The organism is Kordiimonas pumila, assembly GCF_015240255.1.
Taxonomy (GTDB): Bacteria; Pseudomonadota; Alphaproteobacteria; order Sphingomonadales; family Kordiimonadaceae; genus Kordiimonas; species Kordiimonas pumila.
The window spans coordinates 241,863-265,586 of record NZ_CP061205.1; the positions used below are offsets into that span (position 1 = coordinate 241,863).

Here is a 23,724-nt window from a genome sequence, read left to right on the forward strand (position 1 = left end):
CTGAAAATTATAATTTAACGGGCGCCCAACTCTTCTCTGCGATATTCTCTCAATGCCATTCTCAGTCGGATAAAGACACTGTCAAGCTCTTCGGGGGGCAACGCCCATCCGATTCTCACATGTCCGGCTAAACCGAATAGCTCACCCGGAACAACTACTATATGATGTTTTTCAAATAACCATTCACCGAAAGCCAGCGTGCCTGAAATACCCGTAAGTTTCGGGAAAAGAATACAGCCAAACTCCGGCAGTTCGCCGCTAACCAGGCCCTCTTCCAGAAGGGCGGCATAGTGCCGCTCAAGAACCGGACGCGATCTGGCAAGAGCGCTTTGCCAGAAATCATCGAATGTATCCTGCTGCTCCAGAAGCAAGGCCCCAACCGCATGAGTAAGCTTTGAGACACCAAATTCAAACTGCAAGCTATAAGCGCGAACAGCGCCGACAATCTCTTCGTTTGCAACAATCCAGCCACACTTCAAACCGCTGAGGCCGTATATTTTTGTCAGGCTGCCAACACTGATAAAATATGGCGAGAACCAGCATGCAGGCCCTGGCCACTTGTCCGCACCGGCATAGCCGGCATAAACCTCGTCAAAAATGAACATGAGTTTATGCTTTTCCGCAATGCCCGCCAATTGCTCCAGCACCGCCTTGTCCAGCATCATCCCTGAAGGATTATGAAGGTTCGAGAGGATCACAAACTTCGTATCGCTGCGGATTTTGCTTTCCAGCTTCCCAGGGTCAATTGTGAACGGCCCCCCTTCACGGTCAAAGAAATCAACGACAGCTTTCTGGTCCGTTGCAATGTCGCAAAAAAGATCAAAGCCGGGATTTTCCACAAGCACATGATCTCCAGCCAATAAAAACGTGCGACAAAGCAGGGAAAGAGCCGATATTGCGCCAGTGGTACTGAGAACATTGTCAGTCTTGACGCCATAGCGCTCAGCAATTTGTTCAAGAAAATAAGGGTTACCATGCTGCACAAAAGTGCTGACATAACGGTCTGTGACTTCACCGGAAAATGCTTCCGCAATGATCTTGTAAAGCAGTTCCGCAGGCTCTTCAACAGAACTGCTGAACAGGTATTTCACATCGCCGCCTTTTTCCTCGCTGCGCTTCATCATGGCGCGCAACCACTGAGAATAACACTCCCGGCTGGCCCCTGCGGCTGGCATTGGACTTTTCAAACCCATATTGTTTCCTTTTAAAATTCACAGACCTGTCACGGCGCTTATTACACCAGGTCTTCAGTCTCATCTGAAAGCTGTCCGGATGATTTGGCGCCCCAAATTATCCAATATAAAATTCCGGCCAGCAGCCAGCAGAGGACCAGGGCATAGGGCCTCCAGTCCGCGCCCAGGCCGGCAATAATAATGCCAGCCGCGAGCAAAACACCGCCATAGCCCACAAAGGTCACAGTCTTTTTGCCAAGTTTTAAACCTGCTTGCGCCGTAATGTCAGGATGGTTCTGCACGACCTTCACCGCACAGAAAGAGCAGGCCATATATTTGAGCATTGTCGGGATGTTCACAGCGAGCAGCAGGAAGACAAGGCTGTCCGGCATGAACAATCCCGGCGCGGCACTAACAAAACCGGCGACAACCGCCACATGCGGCGTACCGTAACGAGGATGAATCCGGCCAAGAAATCTCGGAAGCGCACCGCTTCTGCCCATGGCAAACAGCGCCCGTGAAAAAGTCAGCGCAAGAACATTCAGAGACTTGAAGATGGAGACCGAGGCGGCCCCCAGAATAAGGAAGGTCGCCCATTTCCCAAGTGGTATCTCAGCGGCCTCAAGAAGCGGTGCCGCACTCGCAGCCAGCTTCTCTGGCCCGAGAAGCGCAAGGGCTGTGCCCGCAACCAGCAGATAAACTGCTGCTGTCAGAATGATGGCAAGCGTGATACCGCGCGGGATTGTTTTCTTGGGATCCCGCACTTCTTCGCCGATTTCAACAGCAGCCTCAATGCCGAGAAATAGGCTGATCATCAGGGGAACCGCCGCAAATATAGCAGGCCACCCCTTGGCAAGGAGAGGCCCTACCAGGTCATGAGACGTAACCGGCAAACCCGTGATTACGAAAAAGCCAAGCACCGCAAGGAGGGTCAGCATCAAAACAGTCTGAACTTTGGCAGCCAGATGCACGCCGACATAATTCAGGCCGAACACCGCCACTAGAATAATAAAAATTGTCGGCTTGACCGGCAAGCTGATCGCCATATTGAGATAACTCAAAAGCACCGTTGTCAGTACCGTGAGGGCACCAATGTTGCTGAGAATGCGAAGCCAGGAAACTAGGAAACCAACCTGCGGATGAATAAAGGTTCTGGGCCATTCATAAGACGCGCCGGATTTTGGGAGTGCCGAGGCCAGAAAGGCATAAGCAACTGCAAAGAACACCATCGGCGTCGCGGCAAGAACGGCTGAAATCAACAGCCCCGACCCCGCGACCTGGGCCGCCGGCGCGAGCACCGTAAAAATTGACACACCAATCGCCGTACCTGCCCCGAAGGTCACAACCCCCAGAAGGCCGACACCGGTCCTTAATTGGTCCCTTGTTCCCGGCGCGCTCATTCAGCCAGCCCCGGCACAGTGATAGCCGGTTTTGTGGAAAACGGTGTGATACTGAGGGCATCATAAATTTCACTTGGAAAATATATGGTGCCGCCCCGCATTACCATACGGGCTTTCCGGATTTCACTGATATCTTTGGTCGGGTCGCCGGGTATAAGAAAAAAGTCTGCCAGTTTGCCGCGTTCAATGGTACCTAGATCAGCATCCGTGCCCAGATATTCCGCGCAGCCTATTGTCGCTGAACGCAGGGATTCAGCCGGCGACAGACCTGCCATTGTGTATAGCTCAAGTTCGCGGAGTACAGTAAAGCCGGTGCCGTCATCCGTGCCGGGCAAGAGGCGAATGTTATTGTCATGCAACAGCTTGATGGTTTCGAGTATTTTCTGGAAGCCTTTTTGATATTCTTCATCATCTTGCGCAGACTTGAGCGGTACAAATGTACGTTTGCGATAGCGCTGATAACCAATCGGCATATGATCAAGATACGGTTTGTCACCATCCGCCACTGTGCCCGCACGGCTCAGCATCAGGCGCTCCAGAATTACCGCCGTCGTATCAAGAGCAATATTACGCTCTTTCATCAAATCAATCGTCTTATGTACCTTCGGCGTATCCAGATCAAGGTAGGCGCCGCGGGCCATCGCCCTCAGACGGAGCGGCGTGCGGGTGTCTTCTCCCGGCTCCAGAAGCCACCCCAGCATCAGCTGGTTGATATGTGCGATGTCTTCATAACCATCAATAATCGTCCGGTCCGGTGTGCCGAAGGCAGGCACATGCCCCGTGAGACCCATTCCCCGCTTTTTGGCCGCCCGTGCAATTGTCGCGACCCAGTCCGGGTTCATGGAATTGTAAATTTTAATTTGCCAGTAACCTCGATCCGCATACCAACTAACGGCCTCAATGGCCTCTTCAATTGTCTCTGCTATAATGCCATGACTTGCCGAATAAGGACTGCGACCTTCAAGGAAACCATTATAGGTAATACGCGGCCCGGCACTTTCGCCCGCCTCAAGGCGCCGCAGCAGGTCAAGCAGGAATGCGTTGTTATTACCTTGATCACGGACAGAGGTTACCCCCGCCGCCAGATAGTATAAGCCAGAGGAACGGCTGGTATGGGAATGCATGTCGTGCAGCCCCGGGACAAGGGTCCCACCTTCGCCGTCAATGATCACCTGATCCTCTGGCCCGGGCGCATCTTCACCAACCGGGATTACAGCAGTAATGCGATGACGCATAACGACTACGGTTGACAAAGGACCAAGTTTGCCGCTTTCAGGGTCAAAAACATGCACATTGCGAATACGGACAGGGACATCGAAATTATAGGCGAGCGCTTTTTGGCGCTCTTCGGCCAGCTCCGCGCTCAGCTCACTGCCAAGCAAGAGAAGCTTGTCTGCCTCGGCTTCATAGCCTTCACGGATAAGCACGGAATCAGGCGAGAAGCTAGCAAAGAGCCGCTCCTTTTCATCGAGCATGATATAAGCAGCTGTCAGGTCAATGCCTGCCAGCCGGTATACGGTGACCCTGGTTTCGGCTTTACCTTCACCCAGTTCCATATCTCGGATCCTGGTGAGGCTAAGTTCACCGCCCGGGAGTACCGCCAGCCGGCGCTCTTTGGTCTTCAACAGCGCGCGCGCATAGACACCCAGCGCCCACGAACTGCCATCATTCACCACATACAGTTTTGGGGCCTCCAGCTTTAACCGACCTTCGTCAGCCTGGCTGGACCATGTGGCCACACCACCCTGCCAGTTGTAGCTTTCCGATACATTCGCGCCCATGAGGGACGTTCCCGCAACGGACCAGCTTACCGGAATATCTCCTTCACCCAGCAAGATGCTTTCATGATGTTTGGGACCACGGCCGTTGTCATCCACATAATAGTCGACCTCAACTCTCTGGCCATCTGTCACCCCCGTGAGAATCCCTATTTTTTCGCCGTTGCTGATAATCACCAGCGTTTCAGGTGTAGCAGCTTGCAGCGCACCAAAACCGAAAGCCCAAAGAAAAACCGGAAGAAGGAGTTTTTTTTTCAAAGACACTATACTACCTCTTTATGCTGTCGCGCGTTTGTAGATGTAAGCAACCGATGCAAGATCCTGAAACACATGCCCAAGCGATTTATAGAAAGTGATTTGCTCATCATTTTCGCGGCCCGGAATACGGCCGAGAAGAACATCACCGATCTCGCCCACCATGTGAGAATCGTCAATGACACCTGCCTCAATTGCCGCAATAAACTCAGCCCCAGCGGCCCGCACAGAGCGACAACTATCCGCGACATACACACTGTCCCGCATCAGGGCATTATCCACCTCAACAGGACCTTTAACACTGGAGCCGACAGCATTGATGTGGGTGCCGGGCTTTACCCAATCCCTGACAACAACCGGGGTTCTGGAACCCGTAACTGTACAGATAACATCGGACTGGCCGGCAGCTTCTTCAGCGCTTGCTACATAGTCTACGCGCACGCCTTCGGCACTCATCCGCTCCGCAAAGGTTGCACCAGCCCCAGGAGGCCGGCCCCAAATGATGACTTTTCTGAAAGGGCGCACCTCCAGAAGGGCTTTAATATGCGATTCCGCCTGAGTACCGGTGCCGAAAATTGACAGGACCTCACTGTCTTTCCGCGCCAGCATATCTGTCGCCATTGCAGACGCGCAAGCCGTCCGGACTTTGGTAACCTCATGGGCATCTGCCACAGCAAGAACCTCACCGCTATTGGTATCAAAGAGCACCACAACACCACGATGCGCTGAGCGCCTGAGATTGTCCGTCAGGTAATAGACACTGATCACCTTGGCGCCGAAGCCGATTTTCTCCCCCGCAATGCCCGGCATCTGGGCAAACATTTCAAGTTCGGTCCTGACCTGCTGCACTTCGCGAAGGGGCTGTTCACGCCCACCTCCTGTGAACTCGGCCATAGCCAAACGCATCGCCCCGATACAGCCGGGGTAATCCAGCCATTTTTCAACATCATCGAGGTAATAAACTGCAAAGTTGCTCATTCATTCTCTCCCATGTATCTCGCTTCATCGTACACAGCAATGACATTGCTTCCAGATCTTTGGAACGGCATATGAGGTCCTTTACAGTCAGTTTGCAGGCGGTTACCACACCCCAAAAATAAAGGAATCAGGAAAATATACTATGTGATCTATGTGACCGTTTGCCCCACGAGAACATAATCATTCCCGATTGGTCGAATTTAGCGATTATTTATGCAGCGGGACTGGCTGTAACCCTTTCAGGGGTATTTCCGTCGTATTTTTAAGTTCAGCAAGAGTCACGGTGGACTGCACGTCTTTCACGCCCGGTAATTTCAAAAGCGTTGAGAAGATGAAATTCTGATACCAGTCCATGGAATAAGCCATGACTTTGACCATAATATCCATCTCACCAAAGACGGTGTGACACTCCAGAATTTCAGAGATAGCCTCAATCCGCAGAAGAAAAAAGGAGCGCTCTTCATCTGTGAGTGAAGTCATTTTCAGATAGGCATAAATAATAACAGTGGAAGAAAACTTGCTTTTATCAAGAAGAGCGACCTGCTTCTTGATGTACCCCTCTTCCTTGAGCCGTTGCAGCCGCCGCCAACAAGGGGACTGCGAGAGACCCACTTTTTCCGAAAGCTCAATACTCGAGAGAGAGCAATCTTTTTGCATCTCGCCGAGTATCTTTAGGTCAAATTTTGAAAACTCTTCCTTCATAAGGAATACTATATGCAGAGTTTTATCATTTTCAACATAATAGTTTCATCCTGAATAATAGCGGCCTATTTACTGCAGAACGTCATAAGCCCTGCACCTGTCTCGAGCTGTTCTGTATGTCAGTCCCCCCGGCCTGAACCGGGCCTTAATTCCGGTCCGGAGTCTGTTCACAGGGGCTGGGCTACGGCAGCGCAATACTTATTTCAATTTTGCTTCAGTAGCTGACGTTTGCGCATACTTCAGAGTATCGTATGTAACCCCTCAAAAATCCCGGCAACCTCATCCAGATGTATCTCCGCTTGCAGTGCGAGGATCAGAAGAATTCTAGCCTTGTACGGCGGCAATTCCCCGGCAAAAACCATTCCCAATTCCATTAGCCTCCTGCCACCCCTTCATAACTATAAAGAAGCACCGTCGGGCCCTGGCTGACCCTACTGCATACGATAACGATTACATCATTATCTATGACATGCCTGATCGCGCGATACATTTCAATGCCGACATTACCCGCCCCAATGCAGAAACAATAATCCCGCGCGCGCCCCTGAGAAACTCAATCCAGATCAGGTCTCCGCCAGCTCCGGCATGAATAGGGACAATGGGAACATGGGGAAGCTTGTCCTTATTGAGCGCTATATGTATTCCCGGGCGGGCATTACCATTCAAAGCAGGAACTCCCTCGTCCAAATACCCCAGGACTCCTTGTTTATCAGCATCAAAACTTGCGACGTCTACCGTATGACGTTTCTTGACATGCTGAGCGGAGAAGATAAACCGTTCATGACAACAGCAACCCCGGTCAATATTGGAGTATGCAGGAAAGATTGGCCCTCAGGATGCGAAATTGCTAGTCGTAAGTATCTTCCCTGCACTTCTGAAAACTTTGCGACAAACTTCTCCTTATCCATGTAATCTGAGATCTGCCTATCTGTAAGTGTTTTTGCATTATAAAAATCTGGCTTATCGCAACACTCAATACAAACCTTAGCTAAGTTACTGTTCTTCAGTACCCCCTTATCTTGTGACAGGTGGAGGGCCAGTACATCTATGGCGCGTCTTTCACCAAGGTCAATTTGTATCCATGATGCCGCATTCATACACATCGACATAGCCGGCCCAGAGGCCTTATAATACCGAGACTGTAGGAATGTAGGAGCTCGTGGGACACTTCGTGTAAATTGATTTGCATGGAGGATGGATCATGAATGCAGAGGAAAAAGAAATACGCCGCAAGCTCCGTGTCATAGAACGGGCTCAAGATTTAGGTATCGCCGCAAAGGCATATCGCTATTTTGGGATACCAAAATCAACATATTATCGCTGGAGAAAGCGGTATCTGGAACAAGGGGAAAAGGCGCTGATCAACCGGAAGCCACTTCCGAACTCTCACCCCAACAAGACACCCGATGAAATCGTTGAGAAAATCCTTTATCTCCACAAAAAGTATCATCTCGGCCCCATGAGGATCATGTGGTATATGGCGCGCTATCATCAGCTAAAAGTCTCGGATGCAACCATATCTCGTGTGCTAAAGCGACACGGTGTCAATCGATTACCGAACAATGTGGGGCACAGGAAGGTCCATACCAAACGATATCAGAAACGGGTGTCGGGCCACCACATTCAGATGGATGTTAAGTTTCTGGTATTCAAAGGGTGACCCAGCCCCGTTAAAGTGGTCCATTGTTTGAGTTTGGATTTTGACTTATTCCACCCACGAATAAGGAGAAATCGAATGGGTAAACAACGACGCTATACAGCGGAACAGATCATCAACAAGCTGCGTGAAGCCGAGGTTCTGATCAGTCAGGGCAAGACCATAGGCGAAGCAGCACGCCAGCTTGGTGTTGCAGAACAAACCTACTATCGCTGGCGTAGTGAATATGGTGGTATGAAGATGGATCAGGCCCGCCGCCTTAAAGATCTGGAGAAAGAAAATGTCCGGCTTAAGAAGGCTGTCGCGGAACTAACGCTGGACAAGCTCATTCTCAAAGAAGCCGCAGAGGGGCCTTTACGCTACGCTCCAGCCGCCACAGCAGGACGGCAAATGGAGTCAAAATCTAACTTAACGATTGGACTACCTAATGGGGGCAGGTCATTCGAGCCTTAAAGGTCTACCCGATTATACCCGATACACTACCAATATATCCAATTCTCCCTGACTGCGCTTTGCAAGACACCTAGCCTCCAGTCAGCGTGCCCAAGGTGTGCCCATCGGCTCATCGCCGTATATATCATCCGGATACCGGTGCCAGTCGGCCTCATGTTCCATGCCCAACCATTTCTCCACCTCTGGGAAACAGATCGGGGATGGCAGGATATTTTGCACAAAAGACTTAGCAACCTTCGGTAAGGTAATGAAGGATGTATAAAGTTCCCATACCAACTTCCTATAACCCACAACAGCCTCCACATACATAAGAGACGGGAACTCATCGTCTTCTCTGCCAGATTCGCCGTAACCCAACTCATATATCTGAAGCAATACCTCTGTAGTGTTCAGTTTTCTCACCCATATACAGTCATAGACTCCTAGGCGATCCACCTCCAAATACGCTTCATGTGCATCAGAAATCAATGCCTTCAAGAATAGCTCGTACCCACCAATATTGTCTGTTAGTTCCTCACTTGATTCCACTATTCTGCCTTGCGTCCCAGCAACAAACATCACTGCGTAATCGGCATCTTTCTTTTCCGCACTCAACCTTATCTCAATGTTTGTTTTTGGCACACTTCCCATATCAGGCAGCGGCATATTGGTTGGTGGGTTGGCGTCACTGCGTATCCGCATAGGTTTATACATAACAGCCTTCTGTTATCTGACTATCTGCCTGAAGTGGCGTTTTAAACCGGGAAGACAACAGACGCTCAAAAGCAGACCCATCCTGACGTGTCAGGTTCGGCACATAGCGTGAGTATACCCTGAACAACATCTCGGTTGTTGTATGACCCATTTGCCGGGCGATCCACTCGGGGCTTTCCCCTGACGCCAACCATAAGGTGGCGGCAGTATGGCGGGTTTGGTAAGGGCGTCTTGGTTCTAGCTTTTGGCGCTCTAGAAGAGGGTACCAAATTCTTCTTACAAAATTACGGTTGGCAATAGGCTTGTTAGAACTTGGCGAACAGAAAACATAATCACCCCGACCACCGGTTCGTGTTTTCTGGGCCTTTAAAGCCTCATAGACCAGAGAAGCCATTTCAATATCCCGCACGGAACCGTCTGTTTTAGTAGGCACCTGCCGCCCCTGAACCCAGGCTTCCCGCACCAGTATCTGGCGGCGATCAAAATCCACATATTTCCATTTAAGGCCATCAATCTCGCTGGTGCGCATGCCCGTGAAAAATCGAGTAGTCAGGTAGGGTTTATAATCTGCCCTCACAGACCGAATAAGCTTTTTCACTTCACCAAGGGAAAACGGTTGAACCTGAGTGCGCCCTTCCTTCAAGGATTTGATATGTTGCCATGGGCTCATAAAGCCATAGCGGTCAGCCGCCTCATTTAAAATCATCCTGAGCGGCGTCATAATATGATTGATACGAGACGGTGACATAGTCACATTACCCCCTTTGCCAGGCTGCTTACTAAGATACAGGCGAAATTCGAGAATATCCGGCTTAGCAACGTCTGTCAGAGCCTTACCCCCGAAATGGGGCAAAATATATTTATCAAGACTGATCCGCACCGTGTCACGGTAACTCACACGCCACTCAACCTGCTTCTCCATAAACCAAATCTCGGTAAAGTCGCTAAAACACATTTGCAAAGACTGAGGGGAAAAAGCGATATTATTCGTGCTGTTAAAACGCGCCATTTGAGAGCCACCTGGAAAGCAAGTTTCATAATCAAATAAACCAGCTAAAATATCCTTTTCAATTTTCTGAACTCTTTTTGCACACAGACTACGATTCTTGTCTGTCGCAGTCATATGAGCAGATTCACGGAATCGCTGCCCCAGGTAGCGAAAATTATACTGCAATATGCCATTTCTTTCTGTGATGCTTCCCATCAATAAAACTCCTTCAAGTTTTTGTATCAATCATCTTCACTTGATGGCATGTTCTACGCTGGAAAAGTAACCATGCACGGAGCAAAGTGATCTTCAGAAGGTCATTATTGACATATTTTGTTCAAAATCAAGTACAAAATGATCTTCTAGAGATTAATTTAGTCTATTATGATTAAAATTAACCTGTCCCGCTTAATGGGAGAACGAAAATTAAAGATATCTGATGTAGCTCGTGATACAGGGATTAATAGAGGCACTATCACGCGTCTCTATCATGAAACCGCTGAACGAATTGAGCTAGAGGTCATCGAAACACTATGCCGATACCTTGAGTGCACCTTATCAGATCTACTAGAAGTCATTGATGACTAAGGCTTTTACTTGATTTCCTTGGAGCCTTATGGGCACAAAGTGGGCACGTTTTGGACACACACTCACAATTTAGAGCACAAATGCGGCGCAGTTCGCCAGCTACTCATTGATTTTAATGGACAAAAATGGTGCACCCGACAGGATTCGAACCTGTGGCCTCTGCCTTCGGAGGGCAGCGCTCTATCCAGCTGAGCTACGGGTGCGTACCAAAATATGTGAAAGTGATATAAAGACTGGTTCACTTTCTTTAGCGGGCGCGACCATACCCACAAACCATTTCCCGCGCAACGATAAAGTAAGTGCGCAAGATTAATCATTATTGTTCAATGCCGATAGCTTCCACATGTAAAAGCTATGCTTACAGAACCTTCGTATTATAAACAACACTCATACCTGAAGCGAGACCTATGTATTTTACCCCCTCCACAAGGCTATGTAAAACACTTCCCATCGTATATTTAGTGTAGAGCCTCAATAAAGGGTTTGAAAAAACGGGCTGTTTCCGTAAAAAGACATCACGCTACTATTCTGTGGAGTTGTGGTTCATTTAATTTGTTAACAATTATATTTTTCTTCAACATTCCTGCTACAACCCCCATTGTACCGAACACTTACTAATAGCTGGTTTAAAAGAGACACCCATGCGCCTGACACGACAAAGCCTCAATAATCCTGCCGCCGTTATCATTATAACGGCTCTTGTCCTGTTGCTTGGCATCATTTCCATGATCAACATGCCAGCCCAGCTTTTACCGCCCATTCAAAAGCCGGTCATCACAATTATAAACTCATGGCCCGGTGCATCACCCGCAGAAATGGAATCAGAAATCACCGTACGGGTGGAGGAAGTGCTGCAAGGCACCCCCGGCATGACAGACATGATGTCTTTCAATATGGCGAATGTCAGCTACATGCCGCTTGAGTTTTCTATTGAAACCAACATGACAACCGCGCTTATTGAGGTGATCAGTAGGCTTAACCGCCTGCGGCCATTGCCCTCAAGCGCTGATAAACCGCAAATTGTTATGGGTGAATGGGGCGATGCAAACGATACACTGATTGATTATTATATTCAACTGCTCCCGGGGCATGAAGAGAGTTACGGTGAAAACCAGCGCTATCTTGAAGATATTATCTTGCCTGAACTGCAGTCGCTTTACGGCGTAGCCCGCATTGAGTTTGACAGTAAAAATGGGAATGGCGGTGACCAGCTACAGATAATTTTTGACCCATACCGAGCTGCAGAACTGGGTATAGATATTGCCAAAGTTCCAGCGCGGGTTGGTAACTCGGCTGATATATCAAGCGGCTTTGTTGATGTGGGGCGCCGCCAATACACCGTTCGCCTTGAAGGCCGGTATGATGCTGATGAACTGGAAGGGCTAATCCTTGAATGGCGAGACGGCACCCCGATTAAACTGGGTGATGTTGCCCGTGTAGAGGTGGGGCCGGGCCGGGCCGACGGCTTTATATACCAAAACGGCAACCCCAGCTTTCGCATGAGTATTGCCAAATCCAACGATGCCAACGTTCTTGAGGCGCTAGACGGCGTGAAAGCCAAAATGGAAGCCCTGAATGCCGGGCCTTTTGCTCAACGCGGCCTAAAAGCACAATATTCATTTGATCCCGCCGTTTATATTAACCGCTCGATTAACCTGCTTGGCAGCAACATGGTTATCGGTATGCTGCTGGCGATCGGTGTGCTGTGGTTATTCCTGCGGCAATGGCGCGCCACCATGCTTATCGCACTTGCTATCCCCGTTTCGCTACTTGCCACCTTTGTTATCCTGTCACTTACAGGCCGGTCATTGAATGTTATTTCCCTTGCCGGCCTTGCTTTTGCAAGTGGTATGGTGCTCGATGCGGCTATTGTTGTGCTGGAAAATATTGTCCGCCTCAGGGAACGCGGTGACGACCCTATGGAATCGAGCGATAATGGTGCATCTCAGGTTTGGGGGGCGCTTCTTGCTTCCACCGCCACAACAGTTGCCATCTTTATCCCCATTATGTTTTTAAAAGATGCCGAAGGCCAGATGTTTGCCGATCTGGCGCTCACCATTGCCATAGGCGTTTGTGTTTCTCTTGTTGTTGCCGTTACCATTTTGCCAACCACGGCTTTATATTGGATGCGTAACCTGCCTGCAGCACCGCAAGGCATTACTATATGGGAAAAACTTGCTGATTTTCTTATGCTGCTCACCAATACAACCGTAAAGCGCCTTACATGGGTTGGGGGGCTAATTACCGTTTCGCTTTTTGTTACATGGCTTTTATGGCCGCAAAGTAACTATTTGCCGCCGGTAAAACGCGACACAATTGACAGCTTTTTGTTTTTCCCACCCGGAAATAATATAGAAACCGCTGACACAGAAATTGCCAAGGTTATTGATAGTCGTCTGCAGCCTTATCTGAAGGGTGAAAAAGAACCAAAAATAAGTGACTATTTTTTCTTTTCCTTCCCCGGTGCGGTTGGCGGCTGGCTTGCTATCAATAGTGCAAATGAAGCAGACCTCGACCAATTGCAAAGCATTACGCAAACAGAGATTATCTCCGGCATTCCAGATATGTTTGGGTTTACTTTCCGTCGCAGTCTGTTTGGCGGGTTTGACGACACCAACAGTGTTGAAATGCAGATTACATCGACAGACCTGAGCGCTGTAAAACAGGCAGCAAAAGCTGCGATGGGCTTAATCATGAGCAAAATTCCAGGCTCAAGCGCTAACCCGCAGCCTGACCCCTTTACAGAAGCAAGCGAACTGAGGTTTGAACCAAATGATGTACGCTTGGCAGAAGTAGGCTGGACCCGGCAAGACCTTGCTGCTGTGGTTATGGAGCTAGGCCAAGGGGCGTGGCTTGGCGAATATTTTGACGGCCAGAAACGGCTTGATATTTACCTGAAATCTGAGCGTTTTGAAACGCCAGAACAAATGGCAGACATTCCGCTGCAAACGCCATACGGCGGGCGTGTGCCTCTCGGTGAACTGGCCACAATATCAACAACCCTAACGCCTAACATAATTGCACGGATCAACCGTGTGCGTGGCTATAGCATTTCTGTTAACCCACCGACAGATATGTCACTGGAAGAGCTGGTGAGCACCCTTAAGGAAACCATAGAGCCTGACCTGCGTGCCATGCTGCCAGAAGGTAGCCTGATTCATTATGCCGGCAGCGCAGAGGATTTGGCGCGGGCAATTAGCACACTGGGCATGAACTTCCTGATGGCATTTCTTTTACTTGTGCTCATTATGGCTGGCCTGTTCAAGTCATTGAAAGACTCGCTTCTTGTCGTTATTTCAATCCCGCTGGCGTCCGTGGGGGGCGTGCTTGCAATCACTATTGTTAATATGATCAAGTTTCAGCCTCTGGATCTCTTAGGCATGATTGGCTTTATCATTTTGCTTGGCCTTGTGGTGAATAATGCCATCCTGCTGGTGGCACAAACACGCAAAGCCGAAAGCCGCGGCATGAACCTTGAGGATGCAGTCAGGCAATCACTACGCTTGCGACTACGCCCCATTTTCATGAGCACACTTACAAGCCTGTTTGGTATGTTGCCGCTGCTTATTTTTCCCGGCGCAGGTAGTGAGATATACCGTGGTATGGCTGCTGCAATTGTCGGCGGCATGAGTGTGTCTACCATATTCACCCTAATTATGCTGCCAAGCCTGTTGCAGCTATGCGGGAGCAGTAAACCTGCAAAACCAAACAGCGCCATAACGCCCTCGTCAAATATGCACCGTGATATACCCCAAAATGCTGCTGAATAAGCCTGAAAGAGTATCAACCATGATAGCATACCGCAAAACCAAAGCCGCCTCTGTTGTTGCCACCAGCTTTTTGCTGGCCATCTGGCACATGCCCTTATCTGCCATGCAAGCTATGCAGCAGCCCCCTGCGCAGGTCGAAGTCGCAGTGGCAGAAAAACGTATGATGGCGGCAACAATGGTTGCCACAGGCACCGTTATCAGCCTAAACGACAGCCGGATAGCGACCGAAGTAGAAGGCCCTCTTGCGTGGATCGCCCCCGTTGGAACAACCGTTAAAAGCGGTGAGGTGATTGCCAAAATTGATGATCGCCTGCTTTTAATCGCAGAGCGGCAAGCAAAAGCAACCTTAAATGGCTTGAAGGCCACACTTGTATACCGCGAACAAGATGTAAATCGTTATGAGAGGCTAGCCGCACAGGATAATGCCTCCAAAGCACGCCTCGAAGAGGCCACCGCTTCCCGCGATCTTTTAAAAGAAGATATCGCTAACGCCGCAGCCATGTATGACAAAGCAGTGGGTGATTTAGAGCGTGCACAAATCAAAGCCCCATTCCCTGGTCATGTTGTAGCGCGTATCGCCAATAAAGGTGAATATCAAACTGTGGGCAGCGAACTTGTGCGGCTGGTTGATACCAGCGAGGTGGAGGTAACCATGCCAGTGCCTATTTCTGTAACACCTTATTTGAAAACGGGCGATATGGTAGCCGTTGATGACGGGCAAACCATTCGCATGTTGCCAATACGCACAGTGGTCCCTGTAAGCGATATGGTATCTCGTATGGTTGAAGTACGCCTAACCGCCGAGCCTGAAGCATGGGTCATAGGTGCTCCTGTAAAAGTGAGCCTGCCTAAAAATACACCAGTTGAAGCAGTGGCAATCCCCCGTGATGCCGTTATTCTGAAAGATGGCCAGCGCTACATATATAAAGTGTCCGATGCCATGACAGCCACCCGCGTAAATGCAACCATTCAGGCGGTTGTTGGCAACTGGGTATCTTTAGAATCCGGGATTGTAGCAGGGGATAAAATCATTATCCGCGGCGGCGAACGGCTTATGCCCGGGCAGTCTGTAGCCATAAATTAACAGTGATTTTTGCACGAAAAATTTTCTTGATCGCATTAAAAGCTAGCGCATGTATGATTCTAAGTGGTGCTTCGCTACATCAGTTAAGATTTCATTTGGAATAGCCTTTTTCCGAAGGCTTTTCTGCTGATATATAAAAATTATTATAATTTTTTCTTGATTAGAATCAGTAGCTTAATTTAATAAACCCAGATTATATAAAATTTTATATAATTGATTACCAATGGTTAACATGAGTTGGAATATATAGTGCGCGACAGCCCAGCCAAGGGAGCTTGTGTTTTTAGTCAGGCCGGGCAGATTATTATTATTGCCTCATCAAAATGATGGATTGAAAATTATGTTGAAGAAAATTAACACATTAATACTTGCTGTATCTACCTTGGTTGCTTTCGGTCTTATTTCTGCACCGGCAAATGCAATGGACATGAATGGCTGGAAACAGGCTGTAGTTAAAAAGGTTGTTGAAAACCAAACTTACCCGCGTTCTGCTCTCGCTCGTGAAATTGAAGGTAAAGCGAAGGTCCGCCTTACTGTTGCTGCAAACGGCTCGATCACAAGCCATGAAGTTGTAGAACAAACTGGCGAAGACATTCTTGATCGCGAAATCCCAAAACTGGTTGAGCGCCTGAACCCTCTGCCATCTCTGCCAGACGGGCAAACTGAACTGTCTTTTGTTCTGCCACTAAACTGGTCACTGAACTAAGACTTTTCGACCCATACGAATTCCTTAAGGCCCTTACATCTGTAAGGGCCTTTTTATTTGGACCAAACTATTTCTAAAAAGCTAAGCTATCTGGTCTGAAATAGCCCGGCCGAATGGAATAAGCGTCGTTTCCACCGGCTTATCCAGCAGGTCAGGGTAGTCCGCTGTATAATGGAGCCCGCGCGATTCTTTGCGCATCTGGGCAGACCGCACGATCAAGTCTGCTACAGTTACAAGGTTACGAAGTTCAAGTAGATCAGCCGTCACCCTGAAGTTGCCGTAATATTCATGAATTTCATTGGCAAGCAAATCAACCCGTCGCTTTGCCCGCGCCAACCTTTTATCAGTGCGCACAATACCCACATAATCCCACATAAACCGCCGAAGCTCTTTCCAGTTGTGGCTCACGACCACTTCTTCATCAGAATCGGTTACCATGCTTTCGTCCCAGTGACGCACGGTTGCAGGGGACGGCATATCATCGCGATTAATAATATCATCAGCTGCCGCATTTCCCATAACCAGGCATTCAAGCAAGCTGTTAGACGCCATGCGGTTCGCACCGTGCAGGCCAGTGTGTGCACATTCCCCAATGGCATAAAGCCTGTCTAGATCAGTTCTTGCATTCAAACCAATGTGCACACCACCGCAGGTATAGTGTGCAGCAGGCACAACCGGAATTTGATCTTTGGTAATATCAATGCCGAGCGACAAACAGTGCCTGTATATATTTGGAAAGTGCGAAATAACAAAATCCGCATCCTTGTGGGTTATATCCAGCCACATATTTTCAGCACCAGTGCGCTTCATTTCACTATCGATCGCACGGGCAACAATATCGCGCGGGGCAAGTTCAGCCCGCTCATCATAATCGAGCATAAACCTGTTACCATCTTTCCCGCGCAGCACAGCACCCTCGCCGCGCATGGCCTCGGTAATCAGGAAAGTTTTTGCGTCTGGGTGATAAAGACACGTGGGGTGAAACTGGTTAAACTCCATATTGGTTACACGGCACCCAGCGCGCCACGCCATCGCTATACCGTCACCCGTACTCGCATCAGGGTTACTGCTGTAAAGATAGACCCGCGCTGCACCGCCCGTAGCCAAAATGGTTGCCCGTGCAGAAAAAGTCTCTACCCGGTTTTTATCCATATTCAGCACATAAACACCATGCGCCTGATCATTATAGGTACCGGGCTTCTCAAGATGCCGGTTCGTGATAACATCAATCGCTACATGGTTTTCATACACATCAATATGCGGCTCGTTAAGGACGCGCTCATTCAGTGTTTTCTGTACTGCTTGCCCCGTTGCATCTGCCGCATGGATAATCCGCCTGTGGCTGTGGCCGCCTTCACGTGTCAGGTGATAATCATAGCCATCCTCATGAGTAAGGCCAGAAGCTTTATCAAACTCAACACCAAGATTAATAAGGCTACTAATAGCATCACGGCCACGCTCAACCACAAACCGGACAGCTTCCTCACCGCATAAACCAGCGCCTGCAACCAACGTGTCATCAATATGAGACTGAATGCTGTCTGTTGCCTCTAGAACAGCGGCAATACCGCCCTGTGCCCAGCGGGTAGACCCGCCTGACATCTCCCCTTTTGAAAGGACAGCCACACGCATATGCGGCGCAAGCTTGAGTGCAGCGGTTAACCCGGCAGCGCCACTGCCCACAATCACTACATCATATATTCGTTTCATGCAGCTTTGCCTTTATTGCTGGTTAGCTGAAGGAAAATATCCTCAAGGTCGGTTTCATTGGTGGAAATGTCATTAATCGTTAGCCCGGTTTGCTGCACCGCTGCCAAAACTGCCCCAACATTGGCATCTTTTTGGTTAATTTGCACCGCGATCTGGTGTTCACCTTTTAGCACAGCATTAAAATGCATGAGCGGCGCTGGTACAGCAGAAAGCGTTTCAGTAAACTGAATAATCACTTCTTTTTCATCGATCCGTTTCAAGAGCTGTGCTGTTGGTTCGCAGCACACCACTTCACCGTGGTTGATAATCGCTATGGTGTCGCACAGCTCTTGTGCTTCTTCAAGATAATGGGTGGTAAGCACAACCGTTGTACCTCGTGCATGCAATTCGCGCACATAATCCCAAAGTTGCTGTCTTAGTTCAATATCAACACCAGCCGTAGGCTCATCCAGCACCAGCACTGGCGGATTATGCACAAGTGCCTTTGCCAGCAGCAAACGCCGCTTCATGCCACCCGAGAGGGAACGCGAATATGCATCGGCTTTATCAAACAGGTGCACCGCTTTTAGAAGCTCTTCTGTTCTACGTTCAGCCTTTGGCACACCATACATACCGGCCTGAACCTCAAGCATTTCACGCGGCGTGAAAAAGGCATCAAACAAAAGTTCCTGCGGTACAACGCCGATATTTACCCTTGCATTGCGCGGGTTTTCATCAACATCGAAGCCCCAGATTTTTGCACTGCCTGATGTTTTGTTAACCAGCCCCGCCAAAATATTGATGGTCGTTGATTTTCCAGCACCATTCGGTCCAAGGAGGCCAAACATGGACCCACGTGGAATTTCAAGATCAATCCCTTTAATGGCATGTTTATCAGGGGCGCCGCCCTTGCCTTTATAGATTTTTGTCAGGCCTTTTATCTCAATAGCAGTCACGCATCTGTCCTTTTTACTAACGAACCCGCTTACTTTAATTACCTACCACATAACACTGCGGCTTGTAGGGTGTATAGCGTTTGTATTATAGAGTTATTTCCCAATAGTCCGAGATCACTTTCTGGAGATAATAATCCCATGACGCCTGATGCACCAGAAACTATATTTGTTGATACACGTAAGATTGCCTGCGACGGCGATGAAGGCCCGCTTGGTCACCCACGTGTATATCTAACCATGGATGACCATGATCAGATAGAATGCCCTTACTGTGACAAGCGCTTCATTCTGAAGGGCGGCATATCAGACAAAAGCTGATATGCAGGAGCAATAGCCCTTTAACCACGAAAATATAGCGCGAGAAATGAGGCACCATGTCAGCAGAAAACGGCACTAATCACCTATACCTGATTGATGGTTCAGGCTATATTTTCAGGGCCTATCATGCCATGGCGTACAGCGGCAAGCCCATGACACGCGCCGACGGCACCCCTGTGGGTGCGGTTTTCGGCTTTTCAAACATGCTGATGAAACTCTTGCAGGATCTGGACGATAACGACAAGCCAACACACCTTGCCGTTATTTTTGATACTGCGCGCAAAACTTTTCGCTCTGATATATACCCGGCCTATAAAGCCAACCGGCCACCAGCGCCAGAAGACCTAATCCCCCAATTCCCACTTATCCGGGAGGCTGTAAAGGCCTTTGGACTGCCATCCATTGAAATGCAGGGCTTTGAGGCCGACGACCTGATCGCCACCTATGCTTGCCGTGCACGCGAGAAAGGCTGGCAGGTTACGATTGTCAGTTCCGACAAAGACCTCATGCAAATTCTGGAAGATGGTATTGACTTGTTTGATACCATGAAAAACAAACGTACTTACAGTGATGGTGTTATTGAAAAATTCGGCGTTGGGCCAGAGCATGTGGTTGATGTTCAGTCCCTCGCTGGAGATAGTGTTGATAACGTGCCGGGTGTACCGGGCATTGGCATTAAAACGGCCGCACAGCTTATTAATGAATATGGTGACCTTGATACCCTGTTAGAGCGCGCGCACGAGATAAAACAAAATAAACGCCGCGAAAGCCTGATCGAATTTGCAGAACAGGCGCGGATCAGCCGCCAGCTTGTAACCCTAGACAGAAATGTTGCTGTTGAGCACCCCATTGACGACTTTGCTTTAACACCACCAGAACCAGAGCCGCTGATAGCCTTTTTTGAATCCCAGCAATTCAGGTCACTCAAGGTTAAGGTGCTGCAAAAATGGGGGCAAGACCTACCAAAAGACCCCCTTAGCGAAGCGGTTGAAACCCTTGCAAAAGAGTATAGCTGTGTAACAGACATGGCAGAATTAAAAGTCTGGATTGACCTTGCCTATCATAGCGGCGAAATAGCGGTTGATACAGAAACAACCGGCCTTGATCCAAGCGCGGCTGATCTTGTGGGCATTTCCCTTTCCGTTACACCCGGCAAAGCCTGTTATATTCCGGTTGGTCACGGGGCAAACGGCGGTGATCTGTTATCTGAAAAGCCAAACCAGCTGGCAAAAGCAGATGTTATTGCGGCACTCAAGCCCATGTTGGAAGACAAATCCGTTCTCAAAATTGGGCAAAACCTGAAGTATGATATGTCAATTTTTGCGCGCGAAGGCATCAATCTGGCACCTATTGATGACACTATGCTGATGTCCTATGCGCTAGATGCTGGTCTTCACGGTCACGGCATGGACGAGCTTTCTGGCATTCATCTGGATATTACTCCTATTTCCTTCAAGGAAGTGGCGGGCACCGGCAAAAACCAAATCAATTTCAGCGAAGTTGCCCTTGATAAAGCAACCAATTATGCAGCAGAAGATGCTGACATTACCCTGCGCCTATTCAAGGTGCTCAAACCACGACTCGCTACAGAACGGGTAACAACAGTATATGAAACATTAGAGCGGCCCTTGGCACCGGTTCTTTCTGCTATGGAGCGAGAAGGCATTAAGGTTGATGTACCCACCCTGCAGCGCCTTTCGAACGAGTTTGCCGTGGGCATTGAACGCCTTGATAAAGAAATACAAACCATGGCCGGCAGGCCGTTCAATGTGGCCTCGCCCAAGCAGTTAGGCGAAATCCTGTTTGAAGACATGGGGCTTGAAGGCGGCAAAAAATCAGCCAAAACAGGCGCATGGACCACCAATGTAGATGTACTTGAAAAACTTGCAGCTGATGGCCACGAACTTCCAGCAAAGGTTATGGAGTTCCGTCAGTTCTCGAAGCTGAAAAGCACCTATACAGATGCGCTTGTCACACAGGTGAACACTAAAACAGGCCGCGTGCACACAAGCTACCACATGGCAGCCACCACCACAGGCCGGCTGTCATCAAACGACCCGAATCTGCAGAATATTCCGATTCGTACAGAAGAAGGTCGCAAAATCAGGCGGGCTTTTGTGGCTGAAACAGGTAATATCTTACTTGCTGCTGACTATAGCCAGATCGAGCTGCGCATCCTTGCGCACATTGCTGATATCGCGGCCTTGAAAAAAGCTTTTGCTGCAGGCACAGATATTCATGCCATGACAGCATCCGAAGTGTTTGGTGTGCCGATTGAAGGCATGGACCCCATGATCCGCCGCCAAGCCAAGGCCATTAACTTTGGCATTATTTACGGCATTTCAGCCTTTGGGCTGGCCCGCCAGTTAGGCATTGAACGCAAAAAAGCCGCTCATTATATTGAAGCATACTTTGAGCGCTTCCCCGGCATCCGTGCCTACATGGATAAAACGGTGGAGTTTGGCAAAGAGCACGGTTATGTTGAAACTCTGTTTGGTCGCAAATGCCATGTCACTGCCCTATCAGAGAAAAACCCCATGAAACGCGGGTTCGGCGAACGTGCCGCCATTAATGCCCCTATTCAAGGCACAGCGGCTGATATTATCCGCCGGGCAATGGTTCGTATTCCCGGCGCCCTGAAGGATGCTGGCCTGACCGATGTACGCATGCTCTTGCAAGTGCACGATGAACTGGTTTTTGAACTACCAGAAGGCCGCGATGCGGATGCTATTCCTTTGATCAAAACGGTTATGGAAAATGCCTGCGCCCCAGCCCTTAACCTTAGTGTGCCCCTTGTGGTAGACTGTGGCACCGGCCATAACTGGCAAGAGGCCCACTAGAGAGGGACCAGAGTATCCAAGGCCTTTAGGCTTTTATGATGTACGGCTTTAACTTTGCTTTAAGTTTTTGAAAAATGCCGCTTGGTCTTGTTGGCAAAGGCAACCAGCGACAGCATTACGGGTACTTCTACAAGGACACCCACTACTGTCGCCAGTGCCGCACCGGAGTTCAACCCAAAGAGACTGATAGCAACCGCCACCGCCAGCTCGAAGAAGTTTGATGTGCCAATCAAAGCGGCGGGCGCGGCGGTACTAAACGGAACGCGCCACAGATAAGCCCAGCCATATGCTGCTATAAAAATCCCATAACTTTGGATAAGAAGAGGCACAGCAATGAGGGCTATGACCACCGGTTTATCGACAATTGTCTCAGCCTGAAACCCAAAAAGCAACACTACAGTAGCAAGCAGCCCTATGATAGAAAATGGCTTTATTCGGGCAGTGAAGCGGGCAATCTGTTGATGATTACCGGCTCCATCCAGCTTTTTACGGGTGAAATACCCTGCCCCGAGGGGAATTAGTACATAAAGAATAACGGATAGAAGCAACGTTTCCCAAGGGACTATAATATCAGTCACACCAAGCAGAAGCGCCGTAAGAGGCGCAAAGGCAAACACCATAATGATATCATTTACAGTGACCTGCACGAGTGTGTAATTGGCATCACCCTTCACCAGCTGCGACCATACAAACACCATGGCGGTGCACGGTGCAACACCCAACAGGATCATTCCTGCAATATATTCTTTGGCATCTTGTGCGCTAACAAGCCCTGCAAAAAAATACTCAAAGAATAAGATACCGAGCGCTGCCATCGAAAAGGGCTTGATGAACCAGTTTATAACGAGCGTAATGCAAAGCCCTTTTGGCTTTTTCCCCACATCTTTAAGCGAGGCAAAATCAACATTCACCATCATGGGGTAAATCATAACCCAGATGAAAAGAGCAACAACCAGATTAACGCTTGCGTATTCAAGGGAGGCGATAGTCTGAAATATGCCGGGGGCCATTAGGCCAAAACCGACACCCGTGATAATACATAAACCCACCCAAAGAGAAAGGTAACGCTCAAATATACCTAGTGGCGCGGGGGCTTGATCAGTCATAACAGTTCCCTTTTTGCATAGAATATCCCGCTGGTTTGCCCCCAGTACTCACAAGAGTGAAGAGACCTAGACATAAAACAAAAATATGGTTCATTAGCTACATCATCTCGTAATTTTCGTAAGAAACATCGTCGTTTGGCTGGTCGTTAATGTCCTAGTTTTTGCCCGTTACTCATGGGGTAGATAGAACCTTGATATCCGGCGTACAACAGACAGCCAGTTCAATGACAGAACATCCCTTTTCTGAATCTTCCCGAATGTTAGCAAATTCAGCACTGCAACAATCCTTCACGATAAAACCTATCAGGCTTTGAATAATTTCAAAGTTGGCAGAATAGATGACCGATCGCCCATCCTTGCGAGAAGATATGATACCAGCATGCGCGAGATGGTTCAGATGAAACGACATGGTATTATGCGGTGTACTAAGAAGCTCACTGATCTTGCCAGCAGCTAGCCCCGCCTTTCCCGCTTTCACAAGTAGCCGAAAGGCTCTCAGCCGGGTTTCTTGAGAGAGCGTAGAGAATATAATGGTAGCGTCTTTAATTTCCATATGTCTAGATATATGGAAATTAAAGACGCTCGTCAATA

At 49.0% G+C, this 23,724-nt stretch carries 18 protein-coding genes, 1 tRNA gene and 2 pseudogenes; 8 read left to right on the plus strand and 13 right to left on the minus strand.

The features are described from left to right. Positions 1–14: 14 nt before the first annotated feature. The 6 genes from ICL80_RS00935 to ICL80_RS00960 form a co-directional block, all read right to left on the minus strand. On the minus strand, positions 15–1,193 hold the full coding sequence (locus ICL80_RS00935) for a pyridoxal phosphate-dependent aminotransferase (RefSeq protein WP_194214274.1): 1,179 nt from the start codon (positions 1,191–1,193) through the stop codon (positions 15–17). A gap of 41 nt (positions 1,194–1,234) precedes the next feature. Next, positions 1,235–2,572 carry an APC family permease gene (locus ICL80_RS00940; protein ID WP_194214275.1) on the minus strand — a complete coding sequence of 446 codons (1,338 nt, stop codon included), beginning with the start codon at positions 2,570–2,572 and terminating at the stop codon, positions 1,235–1,237. Beyond that, positions 2,569–4,614, minus strand: coding sequence for an amidohydrolase family protein (locus ICL80_RS00945; RefSeq protein ID WP_228073713.1), 2,046 nt, complete (start codon positions 4,612–4,614; stop codon positions 2,569–2,571). Before ICL80_RS00945 ends, ICL80_RS00940 begins: the two co-directional genes overlap by 4 nt. A gap of 12 nt (positions 4,615–4,626) precedes the next feature. Beyond that, positions 4,627–5,583 carry an ornithine cyclodeaminase family protein gene (locus tag ICL80_RS00950; protein ID WP_194214276.1) on the minus strand — a complete coding sequence of 319 codons (957 nt, stop codon included), beginning with the start codon at positions 5,581–5,583 and terminating at the stop codon, positions 4,627–4,629. 207 nt (positions 5,584–5,790) lie between these two features. Continuing rightward, the gene (locus ICL80_RS00955; protein WP_194214277.1) at positions 5,791–6,285 is read right to left on the minus strand and encodes an Lrp/AsnC family transcriptional regulator; all 495 of its coding nucleotides are present in this window, start codon (positions 6,283–6,285) and stop codon (positions 5,791–5,793) included. Positions 6,286–6,747: 462 nt separating this feature from the next. After that, complete coding sequence (locus tag ICL80_RS00960) at positions 6,748–6,972, minus strand: hypothetical protein (RefSeq protein WP_194214278.1); 225 nt, start codon at positions 6,970–6,972, stop codon at positions 6,748–6,750. 514 nt (positions 6,973–7,486) lie between these two features. Between ICL80_RS00960 and ICL80_RS00965 the strand changes: the two are divergent. Both ICL80_RS00965 and ICL80_RS00970 read left to right on the plus strand, forming a co-directional pair. After that, a pseudogene (locus tag ICL80_RS00965) lies at positions 7,487–7,942 on the plus strand (helix-turn-helix domain-containing protein); the annotation flags it as partial. Between the two features lie 78 nt (positions 7,943–8,020). After that, a pseudogene (locus tag ICL80_RS00970) lies at positions 8,021–8,299 on the plus strand (transposase); the annotation flags it as partial. 177 nt (positions 8,300–8,476) lie between these two features. Here ICL80_RS00970 and ICL80_RS00975 read toward each other — a convergent pair. Both ICL80_RS00975 and ICL80_RS00980 read right to left on the minus strand, forming a co-directional pair. Continuing rightward, on the minus strand, positions 8,477–9,088 hold the full coding sequence (locus ICL80_RS00975; RefSeq protein ID WP_194214281.1) for a hypothetical protein: 612 nt from the start codon (positions 9,086–9,088) through the stop codon (positions 8,477–8,479). Continuing rightward, positions 9,081–10,292 (minus strand): tyrosine-type recombinase/integrase, encoded by a 1,212-nt coding sequence (locus ICL80_RS00980; protein WP_194214282.1) that lies wholly within the window; start codon positions 10,290–10,292, stop codon positions 9,081–9,083. The genes ICL80_RS00975 and ICL80_RS00980 overlap by 8 nt, the downstream gene beginning before the upstream one ends. 168 nt (positions 10,293–10,460) lie before the next feature. On the opposite strand from ICL80_RS00980, the gene ICL80_RS18255 reads away from it, so the two are divergent. Beyond that, entirely contained in the window at positions 10,461–10,664 is a 204-nt protein-coding gene (locus tag ICL80_RS18255; RefSeq protein ID WP_194214283.1) for a helix-turn-helix domain-containing protein, read from the plus strand. A gap of 126 nt (positions 10,665–10,790) precedes the next feature. On the opposite strand, the gene ICL80_RS00990 is transcribed toward ICL80_RS18255, so the two are convergent. Next, positions 10,791–10,867, minus strand: a tRNA-Arg gene (locus tag ICL80_RS00990). Positions 10,868–11,305: 438 nt separating this feature from the next. Here ICL80_RS00990 and ICL80_RS00995 point away from each other — a divergent pair. The 3 genes from ICL80_RS00995 (at position 11,306) to ICL80_RS01005 (ending at position 16,224) form a co-directional block, all read left to right on the plus strand. After that, a complete protein-coding gene (locus tag ICL80_RS00995; protein WP_194214284.1) occupies positions 11,306–14,434 on the plus strand; it encodes an efflux RND transporter permease subunit in 3,129 nt (1,042 codons plus the stop codon). Positions 14,435–14,453: 19 nt separating this feature from the next. Next, positions 14,454–15,518 (plus strand): efflux RND transporter periplasmic adaptor subunit, encoded by a 1,065-nt coding sequence (locus ICL80_RS01000; RefSeq protein WP_194214285.1) that lies wholly within the window; start codon positions 14,454–14,456, stop codon positions 15,516–15,518. Positions 15,519–15,858: 340 nt separating this feature from the next. Then, the gene (locus tag ICL80_RS01005) at positions 15,859–16,224 is read left to right on the plus strand and encodes an energy transducer TonB (protein ID WP_194214286.1); all 366 of its coding nucleotides are present in this window, start codon (positions 15,859–15,861) and stop codon (positions 16,222–16,224) included. 81 nt (positions 16,225–16,305) lie between these two features. Here the strand turns inward: ICL80_RS01005 and nadB are convergent, their stop codons facing one another. Both nadB and ICL80_RS01015 read right to left on the minus strand, forming a co-directional pair. Further along, on the minus strand, positions 16,306–17,934 hold the full coding sequence (nadB, locus tag ICL80_RS01010) for an L-aspartate oxidase (RefSeq protein ID WP_194214287.1): 1,629 nt from the start codon (positions 17,932–17,934) through the stop codon (positions 16,306–16,308). Continuing rightward, a complete protein-coding gene (locus ICL80_RS01015; protein WP_228073717.1) occupies positions 17,931–18,869 on the minus strand; it encodes an ABC transporter ATP-binding protein in 939 nt (312 codons plus the stop codon). The genes nadB and ICL80_RS01015 overlap by 4 nt, the downstream gene beginning before the upstream one ends. Positions 18,870–19,007: 138 nt before the next feature. On the opposite strand from ICL80_RS01015, the gene ICL80_RS01020 reads away from it, so the two are divergent. Both ICL80_RS01020 and polA read left to right on the plus strand, forming a co-directional pair. Further along, entirely contained in the window at positions 19,008–19,187 is a 180-nt protein-coding gene (locus ICL80_RS01020) for a zinc-finger domain-containing protein (protein ID WP_194214288.1), read from the plus strand. Between the two features lie 56 nt (positions 19,188–19,243). Further along, entirely contained in the window at positions 19,244–22,027 is a 2,784-nt protein-coding gene (gene polA, locus ICL80_RS01025; RefSeq protein WP_194214289.1) for a DNA polymerase I, read from the plus strand. Between the two features lie 59 nt (positions 22,028–22,086). Here polA and arsB read toward each other — a convergent pair whose 3' ends face one another. After that, on the minus strand, positions 22,087–23,133 hold the full coding sequence (gene arsB, locus ICL80_RS01030) for an ACR3 family arsenite efflux transporter (RefSeq protein WP_194214290.1): 1,047 nt from the start codon (positions 23,131–23,133) through the stop codon (positions 22,087–22,089). Between the two features lie 172 nt (positions 23,134–23,305). Beyond that, positions 23,306–23,686, minus strand: a complete 381-nt coding sequence (locus tag ICL80_RS01035) for an ArsR/SmtB family transcription factor (RefSeq protein ID WP_194214291.1) — start codon at positions 23,684–23,686, stop codon at positions 23,306–23,308. Between the last annotated feature and the right edge of the window lie 38 nt (positions 23,687–23,724).

Excerpts from the sequence above, each read along its gene's own strand:
- ICL80_RS00935 (WP_194214274.1), bottom strand. The coding sequence starts at position 1,193 with ATGGGTTTGAAAAGTCCAATGCCAGCCGCAGGGGCCAGCCGGGAGTGT.
- ICL80_RS00940 (WP_194214275.1), bottom strand. The coding sequence starts at position 2,572 with ATGAGCGCGCCGGGAACAAGGGACCAATTAAGGACCGGTGTCGGCCTT.
- ICL80_RS00950 (WP_194214276.1), bottom strand. The coding sequence starts at position 5,583 with ATGAGCAACTTTGCAGTTTATTACCTCGATGATGTTGAAAAATGGCTG.
- ICL80_RS00955 (WP_194214277.1), bottom strand. The coding sequence starts at position 6,285 with ATGAAGGAAGAGTTTTCAAAATTTGACCTAAAGATACTCGGCGAGATG.
- ICL80_RS00975 (WP_194214281.1), bottom strand. The coding sequence starts at position 9,088 with ATGTATAAACCTATGCGGATACGCAGTGACGCCAACCCACCAACCAAT.
- ICL80_RS00980 (WP_194214282.1), bottom strand. The coding sequence starts at position 10,292 with ATGGGAAGCATCACAGAAAGAAATGGCATATTGCAGTATAATTTTCGC.
- ICL80_RS18255 (WP_194214283.1), top strand. The coding sequence starts at position 10,461 with ATGATTAAAATTAACCTGTCCCGCTTAATGGGAGAACGAAAATTAAAG.
- ICL80_RS00995 (WP_194214284.1), top strand. The coding sequence starts at position 11,306 with ATGCGCCTGACACGACAAAGCCTCAATAATCCTGCCGCCGTTATCATT.
- ICL80_RS01000 (WP_194214285.1), top strand. The coding sequence starts at position 14,454 with ATGATAGCATACCGCAAAACCAAAGCCGCCTCTGTTGTTGCCACCAGC.
- ICL80_RS01005 (WP_194214286.1), top strand. The coding sequence starts at position 15,859 with ATGTTGAAGAAAATTAACACATTAATACTTGCTGTATCTACCTTGGTT.
- nadB (WP_194214287.1), bottom strand. The coding sequence starts at position 17,934 with ATGAAACGAATATATGATGTAGTGATTGTGGGCAGTGGCGCTGCCGGG.
- ICL80_RS01020 (WP_194214288.1), top strand. The coding sequence starts at position 19,008 with ATGACGCCTGATGCACCAGAAACTATATTTGTTGATACACGTAAGATT.
- polA (WP_194214289.1), top strand. The coding sequence starts at position 19,244 with ATGTCAGCAGAAAACGGCACTAATCACCTATACCTGATTGATGGTTCA.
- arsB (WP_194214290.1), bottom strand. The coding sequence starts at position 23,133 with ATGACTGATCAAGCCCCCGCGCCACTAGGTATATTTGAGCGTTACCTT.
- ICL80_RS01035 (WP_194214291.1), bottom strand. The coding sequence starts at position 23,686 with ATGGAAATTAAAGACGCTACCATTATATTCTCTACGCTCTCTCAAGAA.